The 19451-nt window shown below is 72.5% G+C and carries 18 protein-coding genes and 1 tRNA gene; 12 read left to right on the top strand and 7 right to left on the bottom strand.

The window, feature by feature from the left end; all coding sequences use genetic code 11:
* Nucleotides 1–240 precede the first annotated feature (240 nt).
* Nucleotides 241–735, bottom strand: coding sequence for a MarR family winged helix-turn-helix transcriptional regulator (locus ACI1MP_RS16470; protein WP_380337932.1), 495 nt, complete (start codon nt 733–735; stop codon nt 241–243).
* 117 nt (nt 736–852) lie between these two features.
* Here ACI1MP_RS16470 and ACI1MP_RS16465 point away from each other — a divergent pair, with 117 nt between their 5' ends.
* On the top strand, nt 853–1668 hold the full coding sequence (locus tag ACI1MP_RS16465) for a methyltransferase domain-containing protein (protein WP_404868914.1): 816 nt from the start codon (nt 853–855) through the stop codon (nt 1666–1668).
* Nucleotides 1669–1675: 7 nt separating this feature from the next.
* Here the strand turns inward: ACI1MP_RS16465 and ACI1MP_RS16460 are convergent, their stop codons facing one another.
* The 3 genes from ACI1MP_RS16460 to ACI1MP_RS16450 are packed head-to-tail and all read right to left on the bottom strand — an operon-like array spanning nt 1676 to nt 4265.
* Nucleotides 1676–2527 (bottom strand): DMT family transporter, encoded by an 852-nt coding sequence (locus ACI1MP_RS16460; RefSeq protein ID WP_404868913.1) that lies wholly within the window; start codon nt 2525–2527, stop codon nt 1676–1678.
* A 56-nt stretch (nt 2528–2583) separates the two neighbouring features.
* Nucleotides 2584–3276 (bottom strand): TetR/AcrR family transcriptional regulator, encoded by a 693-nt coding sequence (locus ACI1MP_RS16455; RefSeq protein ID WP_100587364.1) that lies wholly within the window; start codon nt 3274–3276, stop codon nt 2584–2586.
* 26 nt (nt 3277–3302) lie between these two features.
* A complete protein-coding gene (locus ACI1MP_RS16450) occupies nt 3303–4265 on the bottom strand; it encodes an acyl-CoA desaturase (protein WP_380337923.1) in 963 nt (320 codons plus the stop codon).
* 242 nt (nt 4266–4507) lie between these two features.
* Between ACI1MP_RS16450 and ACI1MP_RS16445 the strand changes: the two genes are divergently transcribed.
* From ACI1MP_RS16445 to ACI1MP_RS16420, 6 genes are all read left to right on the top strand, one after another.
* Nucleotides 4508–4578 (top strand) — tRNA-Gln (locus tag ACI1MP_RS16445).
* Nucleotides 4579–4669: 91 nt separating this feature from the next.
* A complete protein-coding gene (gene glmU / locus ACI1MP_RS16440) occupies nt 4670–6115 on the top strand; it encodes a bifunctional UDP-N-acetylglucosamine diphosphorylase/glucosamine-1-phosphate N-acetyltransferase GlmU (RefSeq protein ID WP_380337921.1) in 1446 nt (481 codons plus the stop codon).
* Between the two features lie 155 nt (nt 6116–6270).
* Entirely contained in the window at nt 6271–7251 is a 981-nt protein-coding gene (locus tag ACI1MP_RS16435) for a ribose-phosphate diphosphokinase (protein WP_043915753.1), read from the top strand.
* Between the two features lie 267 nt (nt 7252–7518).
* Entirely contained in the window at nt 7519–8124 is a 606-nt protein-coding gene (locus tag ACI1MP_RS16430; protein WP_100587361.1) for a 50S ribosomal protein L25/general stress protein Ctc, read from the top strand.
* A 114-nt stretch (nt 8125–8238) separates the two neighbouring features.
* Entirely contained in the window at nt 8239–8814 is a 576-nt protein-coding gene (gene pth, locus ACI1MP_RS16425) for an aminoacyl-tRNA hydrolase (RefSeq protein ID WP_380337916.1), read from the top strand.
* A gap of 142 nt (nt 8815–8956) precedes the next feature.
* On the top strand, nt 8957–9205 hold the full coding sequence (locus ACI1MP_RS16420) for a hypothetical protein (protein ID WP_189272669.1): 249 nt from the start codon (nt 8957–8959) through the stop codon (nt 9203–9205).
* Nucleotides 9206–9293: 88 nt separating this feature from the next.
* Here ACI1MP_RS16420 and ppc read toward each other — a convergent pair whose 3' ends face one another.
* Nucleotides 9294–12092, bottom strand: a complete 2799-nt coding sequence (gene ppc, locus ACI1MP_RS16415) for a phosphoenolpyruvate carboxylase (RefSeq protein WP_380337912.1) — start codon at nt 12090–12092, stop codon at nt 9294–9296.
* 209 nt (nt 12093–12301) lie between these two features.
* Between ppc and ACI1MP_RS16410 the strand changes: the two genes are divergently transcribed.
* Nucleotides 12302–13573 carry a sensor histidine kinase gene (locus ACI1MP_RS16410; protein ID WP_380337909.1) on the top strand — a complete coding sequence of 424 codons (1272 nt, stop codon included), beginning with the start codon at nt 12302–12304 and terminating at the stop codon, nt 13571–13573.
* Nucleotides 13574–13580: 7 nt separating this feature from the next.
* Here ACI1MP_RS16410 and ACI1MP_RS16405 read toward each other — a convergent pair whose 3' ends face one another.
* Both ACI1MP_RS16405 and ACI1MP_RS16400 read right to left on the bottom strand, forming a co-directional pair.
* Nucleotides 13581–14039, bottom strand: a complete 459-nt coding sequence (locus tag ACI1MP_RS16405) for an SUKH-3 domain-containing protein (protein WP_380337906.1) — start codon at nt 14037–14039, stop codon at nt 13581–13583.
* A gap of 86 nt (nt 14040–14125) precedes the next feature.
* Complete coding sequence (locus tag ACI1MP_RS16400) at nt 14126–14581, bottom strand: YwqJ-related putative deaminase (RefSeq protein WP_189272665.1); 456 nt, start codon at nt 14579–14581, stop codon at nt 14126–14128.
* Between the two features lie 276 nt (nt 14582–14857).
* On the opposite strand from ACI1MP_RS16400, the gene ACI1MP_RS16395 reads away from it, so the two are divergent.
* From ACI1MP_RS16395 to ACI1MP_RS16380, 4 genes are all read left to right on the top strand, one after another.
* Entirely contained in the window at nt 14858–16003 is a 1146-nt protein-coding gene (locus ACI1MP_RS16395; RefSeq protein WP_363480308.1) for a Gfo/Idh/MocA family oxidoreductase, read from the top strand.
* Nucleotides 16000–17034, top strand: a complete 1035-nt coding sequence (locus tag ACI1MP_RS16390; RefSeq protein ID WP_404868912.1) for an NAD-dependent epimerase/dehydratase family protein — start codon at nt 16000–16002, stop codon at nt 17032–17034. Before ACI1MP_RS16395 ends, ACI1MP_RS16390 begins: the two co-directional genes overlap by 4 nt.
* Nucleotides 17035–17071: 37 nt before the next feature.
* Entirely contained in the window at nt 17072–18202 is a 1131-nt protein-coding gene (locus tag ACI1MP_RS16385; protein WP_404868911.1) for a DegT/DnrJ/EryC1/StrS family aminotransferase, read from the top strand.
* Nucleotides 18203–18337: 135 nt separating this feature from the next.
* Nucleotides 18338–19444: a DegT/DnrJ/EryC1/StrS family aminotransferase gene (locus tag ACI1MP_RS16380; RefSeq protein WP_404868910.1), complete on the top strand. Its 1107-nt coding sequence runs from the start codon at nt 18338–18340 to the stop codon at nt 19442–19444.
* The last annotated feature ends 7 nt before the right edge of the window (nt 19445–19451 follow it).

Here is a 19451-nt window from a genome sequence, read left to right as displayed (position 1 = left end):
CGAAACCGGAGGGGGGGCACCACCAGGGGCGCGGGGAACTGCGCGAAGCGGAAGGCGTCCAACCGAAAGATCGCGACGCGGGAGAATGACCTGCACTTGATTGCGACCTTGCGGACGTGGTGTGCGCTTGTCGCGCAGTTCTCCCCCAGCCCTTGCGGGCCGGGAGGTGCCCCCACGCGCCCCTGGTGACGCTCGCCTGCTCGCGCGAGTCCCCCCGCACCCCTGAAAGCCCTCGGGCGGTTACCCGGCCCGGTCGAACGGGATGACCAACTGTCGCAGCAGGGAGGCGAGTTCACCGCGCTGGGTGGGCGCCAGCCGGGCGAGGATCTCGCGTTCGTGGGCGAGGAGGCCGGCCAGGGCCTGGTCGGCCCTGTCGCGGCCGGCGTCGGTGAGGCGGACCAGGACGCCGCGGCGGTCGTCGGGGTCGGGGAGGCGGACGACCAGGCCCTTGGTGGTGAGGCGGTCGATCCGGTTGGTCATGGTGCCGGAGGTGACCAGGGTCTGGGTGAGGAGCTGGCCGGGGGAGAGCTGGTAGGGGTCGCCGGCCCGGCGCAGCGCGGTGAGGACGTCGAACTCCCAGGGTTCGAGGCCGTGCTCGGCGAACGCGGTGCGGCGGGCGCGGTCCAGGTGGCGGGCGAGTCGGCTCACCCGACTGAGGACCTCAAGGGGTTCCACGTCGAGGTCGGGGCGCTCTCGGCGCCATGCTGCGACCAGGCGGTCGACCTCGTCCTCCATGACGATCAGTGTATCGGGGGATGTGTCGATGTGAAGTCTCTTGACATCAAGAGATAACAAAGGAACGCTCGGCGCTCGAAAGATATCTTGACGTCGAGATACTTCTGGAGGTCCGCCGTGCCCGCCGACTGGGACGCCCGCCAGTACCTGCGCTACGCCGAGGAGCGCATCCGCCCGCTGAACGAACTCCTCGCCCGGGTCCCCGAGCTCCCGGACCGCCCCACCGTGCTGGACCTCGGCTGCGGCCCCGGCAACTCCACCGCCGTGCTCCGCCGCCGCTGGCCCGACGCCCGCCTGCTGGGCCTGGACACCTCGCCCGCCCTGCTGGAGACCGCCCGCACCACCGGGGAGCCCTCCGCCGAGTACCGGCAGCAGGACGTCACCGGGTACGACCCGGCGCCCGAGCGGCCCGACCTGATCGCGTCCAACGCCGCCCTGCACTGGATGGACACCCCGACCGCCGACCACCTCGCCCTGCTGCCGCGCTGGGCGGCGGCGCTGCGTCCCGGCGGGGTGATCGCCTTCCAGCTGCCCGGCAACTTCGCCGCCCCCAGCCACACCCTGCTCGCCGAACTGCGGCACGGCGCCCGCTGGCGCGGGCGACTGGGCACCGTCCGCCCGGACGCGTCCTGCCACGCCCCGGCCCGCTACCTGGAGGCGCTGCTGGCCGCGGGCTGCACCGCCGACGTCTGGGAGACCACGTACCTGACGGTGCTGCAGGGGGCGGACCCGGTGCTGGAGTGGGTCAAGGGCACCACGCTGCGCCCGGTGCTGGAGCGGCTGCCGGACCCGGACGAGCGGGCGGAGTTCCTGGCGGACTACGGGGCGCTGCTGCGCGAGGCGTACCCGGCGACCGAGCGCGGCACGGTGTTCCCGTTCCGGAGGGTCTTCGCGGTCGCCGTGAAGAACCGAGCCGGGACAGAGGGGAGCTGACGGGCCGTCACTTCGTGCCGGGCAGGGCCGGGTGCCGGCCCAGCACCACCACGCCGACCACGATCGCGGCCATCCCGGCGCTCTGCCAGGCCAGCGCGGCGGGGGTGATCCGGACCCGGTCGCCGAGGAAGCCGACCGCGCAGGCGATGCCGGCCAGCGGCTGGGCGGCGGTGAGGGCGGGCAGGGACATCCGCAGTGGGGCGGCTTCGAACGCGGACTGGACGAGGAGCAGTCCGACCACGCCGATGCCGATCACGGTGTACGGCTGCCAGGAGGCGAACGCGGCGGTGGCGCCGTGCTTGTCGATCAGGTCGAAGGTGGCGCGGGTGAGGGCGTCCTGCAAGCCGTAGAGCAGGCCGGCGGCCAGGGCGAGCAGGGTGGCCTCCTCGAACAGCGGGAGGCGGCGGGCCACCGAGACCAGCGCCAGGGCGAGGCCGGCGACGGTGCCGATGACCAGCCACTGGCGCAGCGGGCCGACGCCGGGGCCGCCGCCCTGGGGCTGGCCGGCGGCGATGAACGCGGTGACGCCGAGGGCGATCATCGCGACGCCGATCCAGCCGGAGCGGCCGAGCCGGGTGCCGGTGATCCGGCGGGCCAGCAGCATCGCCCAGACCAGGTTGGTGGCCAGCAGCGGTTCGACCAGGGTGACTTCGCCCTGGCTGAGCGCCAGTGCGGACAGCACCTGGCCGGCGATCATGAACGCGATGCCGAGCAGCCAGTCGGGCATCCGCATCAGGTCGAGCAGCAGCCGCCAGCGCAGCAGGTCGCCCTTGGGGGCGCGCTGGGCGGCGTGCTGCTGCAGGACGAAGCCGAGCCCGAGGCAGCAGGCCGCGCCGAGGGCCAGCAGGAAGACCGCCAACGGGTTCCCCTGTCGTGCGTGTCGGCCCGGCGGCCCCGTTGGCGGGGCCGGGCCGGTCAGTTCTTGCGGTCGCCGACCAGCTTGGGGTGCCGCTCCAGGCCCTCCAGGCCGTGCCAGGCGAGGTTGACCAGGTGGGCGGCGACCTCCGCCTTGGCGGGCTTGCGCACTTCCAGCCACCACTGGCCGGTCAGCGCCACCATGCCGACCAGCATCTGCGAGTACATCGGCGCCAGCCTGGCGTCGAAGCCCCGGGACTTGAACTCCAGGCCGAGGATGTCCTCGACCTGGGTGGCGATGTCGCTGATCAGCGAGGCGAACGAGCCGGTGGACTGGGCCACCGGCGAGTCCCGGACCAGGATCTTGAAGCCGTCGGTGGAGGTGTCGATGTAGTCCATCAACGCGAACGCGGCCTGCTCCAGCAGCTCCCGGGAGTGTCCGCCGGTGAGTGCGCCGGTGACCATGTCCAGCAGGAGCTGCATCTCACGGTCGACGACCACCGCGTACAGGCCCTCCTTGCCGCCGAAGTGCTCGTAGACGACCGGCTTGGAGACCCCGGCGCGTTCGGCGATCTCCTCCACCGAGGTGCCGTCGTAGCCGCGTTCGGCGAAGACCGACCGGCCGATCTCCAGCAGCTGCTCGCGACGCTGCTTGCCGGTCATCCGCACCCGGCCGCCGCTCCTCCTGCCGCCGGCCCCGCCGCGCTGAGAAGGCTGCTGATGGCCGGCGCTGTCTCCGTTGGTCCCGTTCACCCCTCCATCATGCTGTAGGCGCTGCCTCATGCGGCGCGGCGGGCGGCGATCCGCTCCGCACCCGGCCAGCGGACGTCGGTGGCCCAGCCCGCCTTCTCGAACCAGCGGATGACGCGCGCCGAGGAGTCGACCTGGCCGGGCAGCACGCCGTGCCGGGCCGAGGTCGGATCGGCGTGGTGCAGGTTGTGCCAGGACTCGCCGCAGGACAGCACGGCCAGCCACCACACGTTGCCGGACTTGTCGCGGGACCTGAAGGGGCGCGAACCGACCGCGTGGCAGATCGAGTTGATCGACCAGGTGACGTGGTGCAGCAGCGCGACCCGGACCAGCGAGCCCCAGAAGAAGGCGGACAGCGCGCCCTGCCAGCTCCAGGTGGCCAGGCCGCCGATCACCGCGGGCAGGGCCAGCGACAGCGTCGTCCAGAGCCAGAACAGCCGGGAGATGCGCCTCATGGCCGGGTCGCGGACCAGGTCGGGCGCGTACTTGAGCTGCGGGGTCTGCTCCTCGTCGAACATCCAGCCCATGTGCGCCCACCACAGGCCCTTGAGCAGGGCGGGCAGGCTCTCGCCGTAGCGCCACGGGGAGTGCGGGTCGCCCTGCTTGTCGGAGAACCGGTGGTGCCTGCGGTGGTCGGCGACCCAGCGCACCAGCGGGCCCTCGACGGCGAACGAGCCGAGCACGGCGAGGCCCAGGCGCAGCCGCCGGTTGGCCTTGAACGCGCTGTGGGTGAAGTAGCGGTGGTAGCCGACGGTGATGCCGTGGCAGGTGAGGAAGTACATGGCGACGGCGATGCCGGCGTCCAGCCAGGACAGCCCCCGGCCCCAGGCCACCGGGACGGCGGCCAGCAGGGCGAGGAACGGCACCGCGATGAACAGGGCGAGGGTGAGGCGTTCCAGGGGGCCCTGTTTCTCGCCGCCCCTGGTGGCGGACAGTCGGGGGATGAGGTCCTCGGCGGCGCTCGGCGGCGCCTGCCCGGCCTGGATGGTCATGGCGCGTCCCGGGGGGAGGAGGGTGGTGCCAGCGGATACCTACGTTTCCGTAACCTACGGCATCGTAGGTACCGGACCCGGGGAGGCGGAAGGCTCCTGCACGGACGTGTCGCGGTGTTCGCCCGCCGGATCCCCCTCGGACGGCCGCCGGGGGCCGGGGCGTCGTTCGTGTGCTTCGCGGAAGGTGGTGGAGCTACGGGCCGTCAACCCGTAGGCTGTGCTGGGCGCGGCAACCGCGCTTTTCCGCCGTGGTGTAATGGCAGCACAGGGCCCTTTGGAGGCCTTTGTCTGGGTTCGAATCCTAGCGGCGGAGCCCTTCCCGACCGTTTCGGTCGCATTCCGTCCATCTCGTCTCGGTATTCTCGGTGCACCCTCACCCCGCATCGACCGAGGAGTCTTCCCGCGTGAGTGCAAACCAGCCCGCTGCCGTGATCGTGCTCGCCGCCGGGGGCGGTACGCGGATGAAGTCCAAGGCCCTGCCGAAGGTGCTGCACGAGATCTGCGGTCGCTCGTTGGTGGGCCACGCGGTGTCCGCCGCCGAGGAGTTGACGCCCGGTCAGCTGGTCGTGGTGATCGGCCACCTGCGCGAGCTGGTGCAGGCGCACCTGGCCGAGCACTGCCCGGCGGCCCGTCCGGTCGTGCAGACCGAGCAGCTCGGCACCGGCCACGCGGTGCGCACCGCCCTCCAGGCGCTGGCCGCCGACGGCGTGGAGCTGGACGGCACCGTGCTGGTCACCACCGGCGACGCCCCGCTGCTGACCGGCGGCACGCTGCAGGCGCTGGCCGCCGCGCACGCCGAGCAGGGCAACGGCGTCACCGTGCTGACCGCGCTCGTCCCGGACGCCACCGGCTACGGCCGGATCCTGCGCGAGGCGGACGGCGCGGTCGCCGCGATCGTCGAGCACAAGGACGCGAGCCCCGCGCAGCTGGCGATCTCCGAGATCAACTCCGGGGTGTTCGCGTTCGACGCCAAGCTGCTGGCGCACGCGCTGTCGCTGGTCGGCACCGACAACTCGCAGGGCGAGGAGTACCTGACCGACACCCTGGAGATCCTCCGCCGGGAGGGGCACCGGGTGGGCGCGGTGGTGGCCGCCGACCACCGGGAGATCGTCGGCATCAACGACCGGGTGCAGCTGGCCCAGGCCCGCCGGCTGCTCAACGACCGGCTGCTGGAGCGGGCGATGCGGGCCGGCGTGACGGTGGTCGACCCGGCCTCCACCTGGATGGACGTCCAGGTCACCTACGAGCCGGACGCGCTGGTGCACCCCGGCACCCAGCTGTACGGCGCGACCCACCTGGGCGAGGGCTGCGAGGTCGGCCCGAACTCCACGCTGACCGCCACCTCGGTCGGCGCGGGCGCCCGTGTGAGCAACACCACGGCGGAGCGCGCGGAGATCGGCCCGGAGGCCTCGGTCGGCCCGTACGCGTACCTGCGGCCGGGCACCGTGCTGGCCCGGAAGGCGAAGGTCGGCGCCTACGTGGAGATCAAGAACTCGGAGCTCGGCGAGGGCGCCAAGGTGCCGCACCTGTCGTACATCGGGGACGCCACGATCGGCGAGGGCAGCAATGTCGGTGCGGCGTCGGTCACAGTGAACTACGACGGGGTGAACAAGCACCGGACGGTCATCGGGGCCCACTGCCGCACGGGTTCCGACAACATGTTCATCGCCCCGGTGACGGTGGGTGACGGGGCCTACACCGCCGCCGGATCCGTGATCACCAACGACGTTCCGGCCGGTTCGCTGGCCGTCGCGCGGGCCCAGCAGCGCAACATCGCGGGCTGGGTTGAGCGGAAGCGGCCCGGTTCGGCGTCCGCCCGCGCGGCCGCCGAGGCGTCCTCCGCGGAGTAGTGGGACGCGGCGGCCGGGGGCTTCGATGACAGGTCCCCGGCCGTCGGTCGCGGTCCGGGGCGCGTAACCTGAAGTACATACGTGCGCCATCGGGCCTGCTGGGCCGTGCCTCGGCGTACTCACCCTGAGTGGCAATAACACGAGGAGACGGTGCAGTGAGCGGGATCACGACCTCCGGTGAGAAGAAGCTCAAACTCTTCTCCGGTCGAGCCCACCCCGAACTTGCCGAGGAGGTCGCCCGCGTCCTGGGCACCGAACTCGTCCCGACCAAGGCCCTGGACTTCGCCAACGGCGAGATCTACGTCCGCTTCCTGGACTCCGCGCGCGGCGCCGACTGCTTCGTGATCCAGAGCCACACGGCTCCGATCAACCAGTGGATCATGGAGCAGCTGATCATGATCGACGCGCTGAAGCGCGCGTCGGCCCGCAGCATCACCGCGATCCTCCCGTTCTACGGCTACGCCCGGCAGGACAAGAAGCACCTCGGCCGCGAGCCCATCTCGGCCCGCCTGGTCGCCGACCTGCTGCGCCAGGCCGGCGCCGACCGCCTGATGGCCGTGGACCTGCACACCGCGCAGATCCAGGGCTTCTTCGACGGCCCGGTGGACCACCTGTTCGCGCTGCCGATGCTCGCCGACTACGTGGGCGACCGGGTCGCCGACCGGTCCAAGCTGACCATCGTCTCGCCGGACGCCGGCCGCGTGAAGGTCGCCGACCAGTGGTGCGACCGCCTGGACGCCCCGCTGGCGATCATCCACAAGCGCCGCGACATGACGCAGGCCAACACCATCCTCTCCGCCGAGGTGGTCGGTGACGTCCGCGGCCGCACCTGCGTGCTGGTCGACGACATGATCGACACCGCGGGCACCATCTGCGCCGCCGCCGACGCGCTGTTCGACGCCGGCGCCGCCGACGTCATTGTCGCCGCCACCCACGGCGTGCTCTCCGGCCCCGCCGCGGACCGCCTGAAGAACTCCCGGGTCAGCGAGTTCGTGTTCACCAACACCCTGCCGACCCCGGCCCAGCTCCAGCTGGACAAGATCACCACGCTGTCGATCGCCCCGTCGATCGCCGCCGCCGTGCGCGAGGTGTTCGAGGACGGCTCGGTCACCAGCCTGTTCGAGGGCGTGCACTGACCCGAAAGGGCCCCGACCCCTCGTCGGACCCTTGATCGGCCCCCGGTTCCGCACTGGAACCGGGGGCCGATTTCACGTCCGCGCCACCGCCCGGTTAGTCTGGGGAGACTGCTCGGCGAGGGATGCCCGTTTTCGGTGCTCCGTGATCGACGCGCGAGAACGATGCGCTTTGATCGAACCGCCGAGTGTCCCCCCAAACGTACTTGAGGGTGTGGCCCGGCGGTTCTGTCGTTCCTGCACCCCTTCGCATTTTCGAGGAGTGCAGTCGTGTCCGAGATCCGCATCGCCGCTGAGTCCCGTACCGAGTTCGGCAAGGGTGCCGCCCGTCGCGCCCGCCGCGCCGGCTTCGTCCCCGGTGTCGTCTACGGCCACGGCCACGCCCCGGTTCACCTGAACCTGCCCGGCCACGACCTGATGATGGCCCTGAAGACCCCGAACGCCCTGCTGGTCGTCCCGATCGACGGCAAGGACGAGTACGTGCTGCCGAAGGCCGTCCAGCGCGAGGCCATCAAGCGCTCCATCGAGCACGTCGACCTGCTGCTGGTCAAGCGCGGCGAGAAGGTCACCGTCGAGATCCCGGTCCACACCGAGGGCGAGCTGGCCCCCGGCGGCAACCTGATCGAGAACGTGCTGAACGCCCTCCCGATCGAGGCCGAGGCCACCCACCTGCCCGAGTCGGTCACCGTCTCGGTCGAGGGCCTGGAGGCCGGCGCCGCCATCACCGCCGGCGACATCGCCCTGCCGGCCGGCGTCACCCTGGCCGTCGAGGCCGACGCCGTCGTCCTGCAGGTCATCGGCGCCCAGGCCCCCGAGGCCACCGAGGAAGAGGCCGCCGAGGCCGTCGAGGGCGAAGAGGCCGCTGTCGAGGCCTGATCCTCGCGATCTTTTCCCGCCGCTGCCCCGGCCGCCCCGCTTCCCAGCGGGCGGCCGGGGCAGCGGCGTGTCCGGGATGATGGACGACGCAACGACACCCGCGTGAGGAGCGGCATGAGCGAGTACGACGGCCCCTGGCTGGTGGTGGGCCTCGGCAACCCCGGCGACGGCTACGCCCGCAACCGGCACAACATCGGCTTCATGGTGGTCGACCTGCTGGCCCAGCGGATGGGCGCCAAGTTCAAGGCGCACAAGAGCCGCGCCCAGGTCGCCGAGGGACGCCTCTCCGGCAAGCGGGCGATCCTGGCCAAGCCGATGAGCTTCATGAACCTCTCCGGCGGTCCGGTCACCGCGCTGCGCGACTTCTACAAGGTGCCCGCCTCCGCGATCGTCGCCGTCCACGACGAGCTCGACCTGGACTACGCGGCGCTGCGGCTCAAGCTCGGCGGCGGCGACAACGGCCACAACGGCCTGAAGTCGATCACCAAGTCGCTCGGCCCCGACTACCACCGGGTGCGCTGCGGCATCGGCCGCCCGCCCGGCCGGATGGAGGTCGCCGACTTCGTGCTCAAGGACTTCTCGTCCACCGAGCGCAAGGACCTCGACTGGTTCGTCGACCGCTCCGCGGACGCCGTCGAGGCGCTGCTCGCCGAGGGCCTGGAACGCGCCCAGCAGAACTACAACGCCTGACCTGCTTCGACCACCCTCCGTACACAACATTCATACAACGCTTGCCTCGTGGAAGCTGACTGATGGTCAGAACCCGCGCGGAATCGGATACCGTCGGTCCCGATCCACAAGGGTTGAAGTGCCGTCACTGGGGGTATGGAGCGTGATCCGCTCGAAGCGCGTGGGCAAGGTCGTCGGTGGCACCGTGCTGTGCCTGGCCGCCGGGGGGTTCGCCGCCTCGCCGGCGCTGGCCGCCGAACCCGTCAGCTCCGTCACCCCCGAGCCGGCCGCCGCCAAGCTCGCCCCGCCCACCGGCTCCGTCGGCTCGGCCGGCGTGTACGCCGTCGGCGGCGGCCTGGTGGTGGTGGCAGGCGGCGCGGCGACCTGGCTGCGCAAGCGCAAGAAGGCCTGACGCCCTTCGGGCACCGCACGGACGAGGTCCGCCCCGCCGGGGAATCCCCCCGCGGAGCGGACCTCGTCGTGCGTCCGGGCCCGGCCGGTCAGCCGGTGTTGCGCAGGCCGGCCGCGATGCCGTTGACGGTCAGCAGCAGGGCGCGGGCCCGCAGCGGGTCCTCGGGGCGGCCGAGCGCCACCTCCTCGCGCTGGCGGCGCAGCAGCGCCACCTGCAGGTAGGAGATCGGGTCGAGGTAGGCGTCGCGGACGGTGAACGTCTGCTTCAGGACCTCGTTGTGCTCCAGCAGCTCCGACTCGCCGGTCAGCCGCAGCACCTCACGCATCGTCAGATCGTGCTCGGCGACGATCTGGTCGAACACGTGCCGCAGCTCGCCCGGCACCAGCTGCTCGACGTAGTGGCGGGCGATCCGCAGGTCGGTCTTGGCCAGCGTCATGGCGACGTTGGACAGGAAGTTGCGGAAGAAGTGCCAGTTCCCGTGCATCTCGTCGAGCACGTCCGACAGGCCCGCCGCGCGGGCCGCCGCCAGGCCGGAGCCGACGCCGTACCAGCCGGGGACGATCTGCCGGGACTGGGTCCAGCCGAACACCCACGGGATGGCCCGCAGGCCGTCCAGGCCCGCGCCGCTGTCGGGGCGCCGGGACGGGCGGGAGCCCAGGTGCAGCGAGGCCAGCTGGTCGACCGGGGTGGAGGCGAAGAAGTACTTCGGCAGGTCCTCCTGCTCCACCAGCCCCCGGTACGCGGTGTGCGCGGCCTCCGAGACCCGGTCCATCGCCGCGTCCCAGCGCGCCAGCTCCTCCGGGGCCTGCCGCGGCGCGGTGTGCAGCGCGGACGCGGCCAGCGTGGCGGAGAGGGTCAGCTCCAGGTTCTCCCGGGCCAGCGACGGCAGCAGGTACTTGTCGGAGATCACCTCGCCCTGCTCGGTGACCTTGATCTCGCCCTCCAGGGTGCCCCACGGCTGGGCGAGGATCGCCTCGTGCGAGGGGCCGCCGCCGCGGCCCACGGTGCCGCCGCGGCCGTGGAACAGCCGCAGCCGGATCCCGTACCGGTGCGCGACGTCGCGCAGCCGGCGCTGGGCCCGGTGGATCTCCCACTGCGAGGTGGTGATGCCGCCGAACTTCGACGAGTCCGAGTAGCCGAGCATGACCTCCTGGACGTCGCCGCGCAGCGACACCAGCAGCCGGTACGACGGGTCGGCCAGCATCTCCTCCAGGATCCGGTCGGCCTGCTGGAGTTCGTCGGTGGTCTCCAGCAGCGGCACGATGCCAATCTTGGCGATCCCCGCGTGCAGGTCGATCAGCCCCGCCTCGCGGGCCAGCACCACGGCCGCGAACACGTCGTCCGCGCCCTGGCACATCGAGATGATGTACGACTCGACGATCTCGTCGCCGAACCGCTCGAAGCCCTGCCGGATGGTGCTGAACACACCCAGCGTCTTGGCGCCCGCCGGGTCCAGCGGCGCCGGGGTCGGGGCCAGCGGACGGCGCGAGCGCATCTCCTTCGACAGCAGGCGCTGGCGGTACTCGCGCGGCATGTCGGTGTAGCGCCACGCCTCCTCGCCGAGCCGGTCGAACAGCTGGCCCAGCGCGTGGTGGTGCGCCTCGGCGTGCTCCCGGACGTCCATGGTGGCCAGCTGCAGGCCGAACGCCTCGATGGTGCGGATCGCCCGGGCCAGGCGGCCGTCCGCGATCAGGCCGCCGCGGTGGGCGCGCAGCGAGTCCTGGATCCGCTTCAGGTCGGCGATCAGGTCCCGGGTGCCGACGTAGTCGCGGCCGACCACGTGCGGCGTGCCGGCGGCCAGCCGGTCACGGGTGTTCTCCAGCTTGATCCGGATGCAGGTGGCCTTCAGCCGGTACGGCTCCTCGGCGTTCATCCGCTTGTACCGCGGGCTCAGCTCCGGAAGGTGCGTCAGATCGGCCTCCAGCGAGGCCAGCAGCTCCTCCGACGCGCCCGCCAGCCGCACCGACGTCGACAGCGACGCCCGCAGGTCGTCGATCGCCGCCAGCGCGTCCTTGATGCCGTACTCGTGCTGGAGGTTCAGCACGTCCCAGGTGACCTGCGGGGTGACGTTCGGGTTGCCGTCGCGGTCGCCGCCGATCCAGGTGCCGAAGGTCAGCGGGCGCACCCCCTCCGGCAGCGTCAGCCCGATCCGGGCGAGCTCCTCGTGCAGCTCCTCCAGCACCGCCGGCACCGCCTCGCGGTACAGCTCGTCCAGGTAGTAGACGGCGTTGCGGGCCTCGTCGGTCGGCTCCGGGCGGGCGATCCGCAACTCGTCGGTCTGCCACAGCAGATCGATCACCTCGGCGAGGCGGCGGTCCGCCTGCCGGCGCGCCGACGTCTGCCGCGCCGAGTCCACCTGGCCGGTCGCCGCCTGCTCGCGGTGGATCCGCTCCAGCAGCTCGCCGACCCGGCGCAGCTTGTTCAGCACACTGCGACGCGCCGCCTCGGTCGGGTGCGCGGTGAACACCGGACGCACCGCGAGGTTCGCCAGCGTGTCCGACAGGTGCTTCGGGTCCGCCTCCTGCAACTGGTCGACGGTCTGCGCCAGCACCGAGCCCTCGCGGGCCCGACGCGACGCGAACTCCCGCCCGCGGTGCACCTGTTCGGTGACGTTCGCGAGATGGAAATAGGTCGAGAACGCGCGCACCAGCTTCGCGGCGGTGTCCAGATCGATCGACGCCAGCAACTGGGCCGTCGCCTCGCCGTCCGTCCGGCTCAGCAGGCGCACCTGTTCGACCAGGCCCAGCAGTTCCGGGCCCTCCTGACGCACGAGAGTCTCTCCGAGCAGGTCGCCGAGGCGGCGGATGTCCGCACGCAGCGCGGCATTGTCTGCCGGGTCGGCGATCGGGGATGGGTTGTCCGCCGAAGTGGGGACCGGAGCGGTCACGGCTGGCTCCCTGTGGTGGTGGGGTGTTCGGCAACGGCTCTGCCATCACCGCAGTGCGGGTGACGGGTGCGGACCGCGCTGTCCGACGGGCAACAGCATAGGTGGCACCCGGTGCCAGAACGGAGAGGTGGCCGGATGGCGGACACGGAGCGGGAGCAGGTGCCCCCACGAGCCCCTGTGCGGCATCCCGTACTGCGTATGGTGTTCCCATGAGTAAGAAGCCGGCGGGGGACGGCCTGTGGTGGTGGGCGCGGAGGCGCAGCGCGGCGTTGGACGTGGCGTTGGCGCTGGCGGCGGCGACGGAGTGTGCGGCCGGGGCGTACGGGCTGGTCCGGGTGCGGTTGGACCTGGGCCTCGTGGCAGCCGTGGTCGCGGTGGTGCTCGGCGCGCTCGCCGGCCTCTCGCTGCTGGTGCGGCGCCGGTGGCCGGTGCTGCCGGTGGTGGTGGCGCTGGTGTTCGTGCCGGGGTTCTTCGGTGTGGTGCTGCTGGTGGTGTCGTTGTACACGCTGGCGGCGACCTGGGAGTGGCCGTCCCGGCGGGCCCGGGTGATCGTGCTGTCGACGGTCGCCGCGGCGGAGACGTTCGGCATGGTGCTGCTGGCGATGTTCGCGCCGAACCCGTCGCCGCCGCAGGAGCCGCTGCCGCCGGGGTGGGTGCTGGTGATCGTGTCCGCGTTCGTCGCGGTGGGCATGGCGGTCGCCCCGGTGGTGACCGGCCTGTACATGGGGGCGCGGCGCCGCCTGGTGGTGTCGTTGCGGGACCGCGCGGAGGGCCTGGAGACGGAGTTGACGCTGCTCGCCGAGCAGGCCCGGGAGCGGGCCTGGCGGGCCCGGGTCGAGGAGCGGACGCTGATCGCCCGGGAGATGCACGACGTGGTCGCGCACCGGGTCAGCCTGATGGTGGTGCACGCGGCGGCGGTGGAACGGATCATTCCGAAGGACCCGGCGAAGGCCCGGCAGTCGGCGAACCTGATCGGCGAGGTCGGCCGGCAGGCGCTGGACGAGCTGCGGGAGATCCTCGGGGTGCTGCGGATGACCGAGGCGCAGGACCAGGTGGAGGCGCCGGTCGGCGGTCTCGGGGAGCTGCCGGAGCTGGTGGAGCAGTCCCGGGCGGCCGGCATGGCGGTCTCGCTGACCGTCAGCGGCGAGCACCTGGTGTACGTCGCGGAGGCCGAGCAGACCGCGTTCCGGGTGGTGCAGGAGGGGCTGACGAACGCCCACAAGTACGCGGGCGGGGCGCGGGTGGCGGTGCTGCTGGCGTACGTGCCGAACGGGGTGCGGGTGTCGGTGACCAACGACTGCCCCGGTGGTGCGGCCGTGCCGGTGGCGCTGCCGAGCGGCGGCAACGGGCTGGTCGGGATGCGCGAGCGGGTGCTGGCGCTGGGCGGGATGTTCCACGCCGGGCCGGAGGACGACGGCGGCTTCCGGGTCGAGGCGGTGCTGCCGTCCCGGCTGCGGCTGGCCGTCGAGCCGCTGAACTGACTGGGCGTCAGCTCTCGGCGGTGCGCAGCCGGTGCGGGGCCAGGCCGAGCACCAGGGTGGCCAGCGCCTGGTCGACGCTGTGGCCGAGGAACCACTCGCCGGTGTGGTCGAGGCTGTAGACCCGGCCCTGCTCGTCGATGGCCAGCAGGGCCTGCCCGTACAGTTCCTCGCCGAGCGGGGCGAGCCGGGTGTCCAGGGCGCGGCCGAGGTCGACGAGGGTGCGCGGGGCGTGCAGGCCGCAGCGCGGGTCGAGCAGGAACGGGGTCCGGGCCAGGGTGCGGCCGGGGCCCGGGACGTCGAAGGCCAGGCCGCCGAACTCGGCCCAGGCCTCGATCGCGGCGGGGAACACCGAGTGCTGCGGGTCCTGCGGACCGCCGTGCGCGACCATCGCATCGGCCCACTGCTCGGCCTGACGGATCTCCCACCGGCCCGGGTGCCAGCCGGCCTGCTTGAGGGCGGCGGCCACGTCGGCCGGGAAACGGGGCTGGGTGCGGACGGTGCTGGCGTTCAGGACGTGCTCCGGTGGTTCGGGGACGGGGACGGGGGGCGGGTTCAGCGGCCGGGCGGCGCGACCGCGACGACGGTCACGTTCAGATGATCCAGCAGCGGAGCGCAGGAACGGCACGGCGGCGCGTGCGTGCCGTGCGCGGGATCGCCCTCCTCGCGGATCCGCACCGTGGTCATCCGGGCCCCCTTCAGTGCCTTGCGGGCCTCCTGCACCGTCATCGGCTTGCGCGAGGCCCGCTTCGAGCGGGACCCGTCGACCTGCCCCAGGTACTGCGACAGCAGCGCCGGCTCCGGGCAGCGGCCGAGGAAGCGCTCGCGCCTGTCGACCGGCAGCGCGGCCAGGAACTCGCCGACCAGCGGGTGCAGCATCGGCGCCAGGTCGGACTTCTCCCCGGCGAGCGTGTGCACCTCGCCGCCGCGCAGCATCAGTGCCGCGGCCACCGCGGGCAGCAGGCTGTCGCGCTGGTGGCGCAACACGGGCGGCGGGCCCGACCGTTCCATGACTGCTCCTCGACGTTGTGCGGCGCACCGGCAGTTCTCCGCTGCCGGGGGTCTGCTGACGGACGGTGAATCCTCACCCCGAAGCGTCCAGCCTGCCAAACCGATCCGTCATTCGCCGCGCCGGGGTGCGACACGGGGGCGCACTGGGGTGTACGGAGGGCCGAACTGCCGTACCGCGCGCCCCTGGTGGCGTTCACCGGTTTTTCCGATTGTGCCTCGACGGGCCCGGCCGGGCCGGTACCGTTCGAGCGACGCGGCGGCAAGGGGGGTCTTGCAATGGGGTCGAACGTCGTGGCGCACGAGGCGCCTGGGGAACACGTGCCCACACCGGGCAGCACCGACCGAGCACCCGACCGGCGGATCGGACTGGCCGTCGTCGGAGCCGGCTACTGGGGTCCGAACCTGGTCCGCAACGCCCAACAGACCGCCGCCCTGCACCTGCACTGGCTGTGCGACCTGGACGAACAGCGCTCCCGCAAGGTCCTCGGCGAGTACTCCACCGTCGCCGCCACCACCTCCTTCGAACAGGTGCTGGCCGACGACCGGGTGCAGGCCGTCGCCATCGCCACCCCCGCCGCCGCCCACCACCGCCTGGCCCGGGCCGCCCTGGAGGCCGGCAAGCACGTCCTGGTGGAGAAGCCGATCACCACCACCGTCGAGGAGGCCGCCGACCTGGTGGCCCTCGCCGAGGAGCGCGGCCTGGTCCTGATGTGCGACCACACCTTCTGCTACACCCCTGTGGTGCGCCGCATCCGCGAACTGGTCCACGCGGGCGAGATCGGCGACGTCCAGTTCTTCGACTCGGTCCGGATCAACCTCGGACTCGTCCAACCGGACGTCGACGTGCTGTGGGACCTCGCCCCGCACGACCTGTCCATCCTCGACTTCGTCCTGCCGCCCGGCGTCGAACCCGTCGGCGTCAGCGCCCAGGCCGCCGACCCGATCGGCGCGGGCCGCGCCTGCGTCGCCTACCTGACGCTGCGCCTGTCCAACGGCGCGCTCGCCCACTGCCACGTCAACTGGCTCTCCCCGACCAAGGTCCGCACCACCCTCATCGGCGGCTCCCGCCGCACCCTGGTCTGGGACGACCTCAACCCGCAGGCCCGCCTGGCGATCCACGACCGCGGCGTCGACCTCACCCCGCCCGACGAACTCACCGACGCCATCCGGCACCGCGCCCTGATCTCCTACCGGGTCGGCGACATGGTCGCCCCCGCCCTGGTCGAACAGGAAGCCCTGCGCAACGTGATGGCCGAGTTCGCCGCCGCCATCGACGAGGGCCGCCGCCCGCTCACCGACGGCCGGGCCGGCCTGCGCGTGCTGCGCCTGCTGCACGCCGCCTCCCTCAGCCTCGAACTCGGCGGCGCGACCGTCCCCGTCCCCGTCACCGATTTCGCCCAGGAGAGGGCCGCAGTCCGATGAACGCCGCCGTTCCGCTCGAAGGATCCCGCTGTCTGGTCACCGGCGGCGCCGGAACCATCGGCTCCACCGTCGTCGACCAACTGATCGAGGCCGGCGCCCGCGAGGTCGTGGTGCTCGACAACTTCGTCCGCGGCCGCACCGAGAACCTGGCCCGCGCCCGCGAACTCGCCGCCCCCGGCCGACTGACCGTGGTGGACGGCGACATCCGCGACCGCGCCCTGCTGCGCGAACTCCTCGCCCCCGGCACCGACGCGCTGTTCCACCTCGCCGCGATCCGGATCACCCAGTGCGCGGCCGAACCCCGGCTCGCGCTGGAGATCATGGTGGACGGGACCTTCGACGTGGTGGAGGCCGCGGCCGAGACCGGCGTCCGCAAGGTCGTCGCCTCCTCCACCGCGTCCGTCTACGGCCTGGCCGACGTCTTCCCGACGCCCGAGAGCCAGCACCCGTACCACAACGACACCCTGTACGGGGCCGCCAAGGTCTTCAACGAAGGCCTGCTGCGCAGCTTCCACGCCATGTACGGCCTGGACTACGTCGCCCTGCGGTACTTCAACGTGTACGGCCCCCGGATGGACGTGCACGGCCGCTACACCGAGGTCTTCATCCGCTGGATGGAACGCATCGCCGCCGGACAGCCGCCGCTGATCTTCGGCGACGGCGCCCAGACCATGGACTTCGTCTACACCGAGGACATCGCCCGCGCCAACCTGCTCGCCGCCACCGCCCCCGTCACCGACCGGGTCTACAACATCGCCTCCGGCACCGAAGTCTCCCTGCGCGGCCTCGCGGACGCGCTGCTGGAGGCCATGGAGTCGGACCTCCACGTCGAGCACGGGCCCGCCCGCGACACCGCCGGCGGCGTGGTCCGGCGGCTCGCGGACATCTCCGCCGCCGAACGCGATCTCGGCTGGAAGCCGGAGCTGGGGCTGACGGACGGGCTGCGGAGGCTGGTCGGCTGGTGGCAGGGCGAGACAGCGGGGGCGCGGAACGGAAGGAACCTGCCGGAAGGCTCGCCGCCGAGCGAGTGACCTGTCCGTGGGCGCGACCCAGCGAAGGAGCAACCCGATGTCCACCATCCCCGTCATGATCCCGTGGCTCGGCGAGGAAGAAGCCCGGGCCGCCGCCGAAGCCGTCCGCTCGGGCTGGGTCGCGCAGGGCCCTCGCGTCGCCGAGTTCGAGCGGGCGTTCGCCGAGGCCGTGGGCGTGCCGCACGCCGTCGCGGTCTCCTCCTGCACCACCGCCCTGCACCTGGCGCTGGTGGGCGCCGGCCTCGGTCCCGGCGACGAGGTCGTCGTCCCGTCGCTGTCCTTCATCGCCACCGCCAACGCCGTCACCTACGTCGGCGCGACCCCCGTCTTCGCGGACGTCGACCCGGCCACCGGCAACCTCACCCCCGAGACCGTCGCGCCCCTGCTCACCGACCGCACCCGTGCGGTGATCGCCGTCGACCAGGGCGGCGTCCCCGTCGACCTGGACGCCATCGAGGAGCTGGCCCGGCCGCGCGGCATCGCGGTGATCGAGGACGCCGCCTGCGCCGCGGGCTCCGTCCACCGCGGCCGCCCGGCCGGGGCGGGCGCGGACCTCGCCGCGTTCTCCTTCCACCCGCGCAAGCTGCTCACCACCGGCGAGGGCGGCATGGTCACCAGCCAGGACGGCGAACTCGCGGCCCGACTGCGGCGGTTGCGGGAGCACGGCATGAGCGTCTCGGCCGCGGACCGGCACGCCGGGACGGGCGGGGCGGCCGTGCTGGAGACGTACGACGAGATCGGCTTCAACCACCGGATGACCGACGTCCAGGCGGCGATCGGGCTGGTGCAGCTCGGGAAGCTTCCGGCGATGGTCGCGCGACGGCGCGAACTCGCGGCTGGTTACCGGGAGTTGCTGGGGGCGGAGCTCGCGGGGCGGCTGGTGGCCGAGCCGGCGTACGGCACGTCCAACTTCCAGTCGCTGTGGCTGCTGCTGCCGGACGAGGCGCCGGACCGGGGGCAGGTGCTGGCTGCGATGGCGGCGGAGGGGGTCTCGGCGCGGCGGGGGATCATGGCCGCGCATCTGGAGACGCCGTACAAGGGGGCGGCGCGGGTGCCGTTGCCCGTCACGGAACTGCTGACCTCGCGGACGTTGATCCTGCCGCTGTTCCACTCGTTGACGGGGGAGCAGCAGGAGCGCGTCGTCGCCGCGCTGAAGGGAGCGCTCTGACCGCTCGCGGCGCCCGCACGTGCAAGTCGTCCTCTCCGGCGCGATCTTTCCGATCTCGGTCCGCCGGCTTCTCGCAGTTCTCCCCCAGCCCGGGCGGGCTGGGAGGTGCCCCCCGAGCCCCTGGTGGTGAACCCAGTGAACGACATTCCCCTGGTCGATCTGCACGCCTCCCACGCCGAGATCGCCGACGAGGTCCGTGCGGGCTTCGAGGCGGTGCTGGCGAGCGGGGCCTACATCAAGGGGCCCGAGGTGGCCGCGTTCGAGCGGGAGTTCGCGGGGTTCTGCGGGGTCGGGCATGCCGTGGGGACGGCGAACGGGACGGATGCGCTCGAACTTGCGCTGCGGGCGCTGGAGTTGGAGCCCGGAGGCGGGGTGGTGCTGCCGGCGAACACGTTCGTGGCGACGGCGGAGGCGGTGGTGCGGGCGGGGCTGACACCGGTGCTGGTGGATGCGGACGAGGAGCACCTGCTGATCGACGTTGAGCAGGCGGCCGAGCGGGTGCGGCGGGCCGTCGCGGTGATGCCGGTGCACCTGAACGGTCAACTCGCGCCGATGGAGCGGGTGCTGGAGGTCGCGGACGGACTTCCGGTGGTGGAGGACGGGGCGCAGTCGCAGGGGGCGGCGCGGCACGGGCGGGTGTCGGGGAGTTGGGGGCGGATCTCGGCGACGAGTTTCTACCCGGGGAAGAACCTGGGCGCGTACGGGGACGCGGGCGCGGTGGTGACGGACGAGGCCGAGCTCGCCGAGGCGGTGCGGCTGATCGGGGACCACGGCTCGGCGCGGAAGTACGTGCACGAGCGGTTCGGGTTCAATTCGCGGATGGACACCCTGCAGGCGGTGGTGCTGCGCAGCAAGTTGCGGCGGCTGCCGGCGTGGAACGAGGCCCGGCGGGCGGCCGCCGAGCGGTACGACAAGCTGTTGGCCGGGCTGGAGGGGATCACCTTGCCGCGGACGCTGCCCGGCAACGAGCACGTCTGGCACCTGTACGCGGTGCGGATCGAGCGGGACCGGGACGGGGTGCTCGCAGAGTTGCAGCAGGCCGGGATCGGAGTGGGCGTGCACTATCCGGTGCCGGTCCACCTGCAGCCGGCGTTCCGGCAGCTGGGGTACCGGGAGGGCGCGTTCCCGGTCACCGAGCGGGCCGCCGGGCAGTTGCTCACGCTGCCGATGTTCCCGCAGCTCACCGAGGGCCAGCAGGTGCGGGTGGCGGAGACGTTGGCCGCCGCGGTGCGCCGTCGCTGACGTGGCG

The sequence above is a fragment of the Kitasatospora griseola genome (assembly GCF_044999035.1).
Taxonomy (GTDB): domain Bacteria; phylum Actinomycetota; class Actinomycetes; order Streptomycetales; family Streptomycetaceae; genus Kitasatospora; species Kitasatospora griseola.
This window is presented reverse-complemented; position numbering and strand designations above follow the sequence as displayed.

Coding starts and splice junctions, on each gene's coding strand:
- ACI1MP_RS16395 (WP_363480308.1), top strand. CDS start 14,858: ATGGGGTCGAACGTCGTGGCGCACGAGGCGCCTGGGGAACACGTGCCC.
- ACI1MP_RS16410 (WP_380337909.1), top strand. CDS start 12,302: ATGAGTAAGAAGCCGGCGGGGGACGGCCTGTGGTGGTGGGCGCGGAGG.
- ACI1MP_RS16390 (WP_404868912.1), top strand. CDS start 16,000: ATGAACGCCGCCGTTCCGCTCGAAGGATCCCGCTGTCTGGTCACCGGC.
- pth (WP_380337916.1), top strand. CDS start 8,239: ATGAGCGAGTACGACGGCCCCTGGCTGGTGGTGGGCCTCGGCAACCCC.
- ACI1MP_RS16470 (WP_380337932.1), bottom strand. CDS start 735: ATGGAGGACGAGGTCGACCGCCTGGTCGCAGCATGGCGCCGAGAGCGC.
- ACI1MP_RS16385 (WP_404868911.1), top strand. CDS start 17,072: ATGTCCACCATCCCCGTCATGATCCCGTGGCTCGGCGAGGAAGAAGCC.
- ACI1MP_RS16400 (WP_189272665.1), bottom strand. CDS start 14,581: ATGGAACGGTCGGGCCCGCCGCCCGTGTTGCGCCACCAGCGCGACAGC.
- ACI1MP_RS16450 (WP_380337923.1), bottom strand. CDS start 4,265: ATGACCATCCAGGCCGGGCAGGCGCCGCCGAGCGCCGCCGAGGACCTC.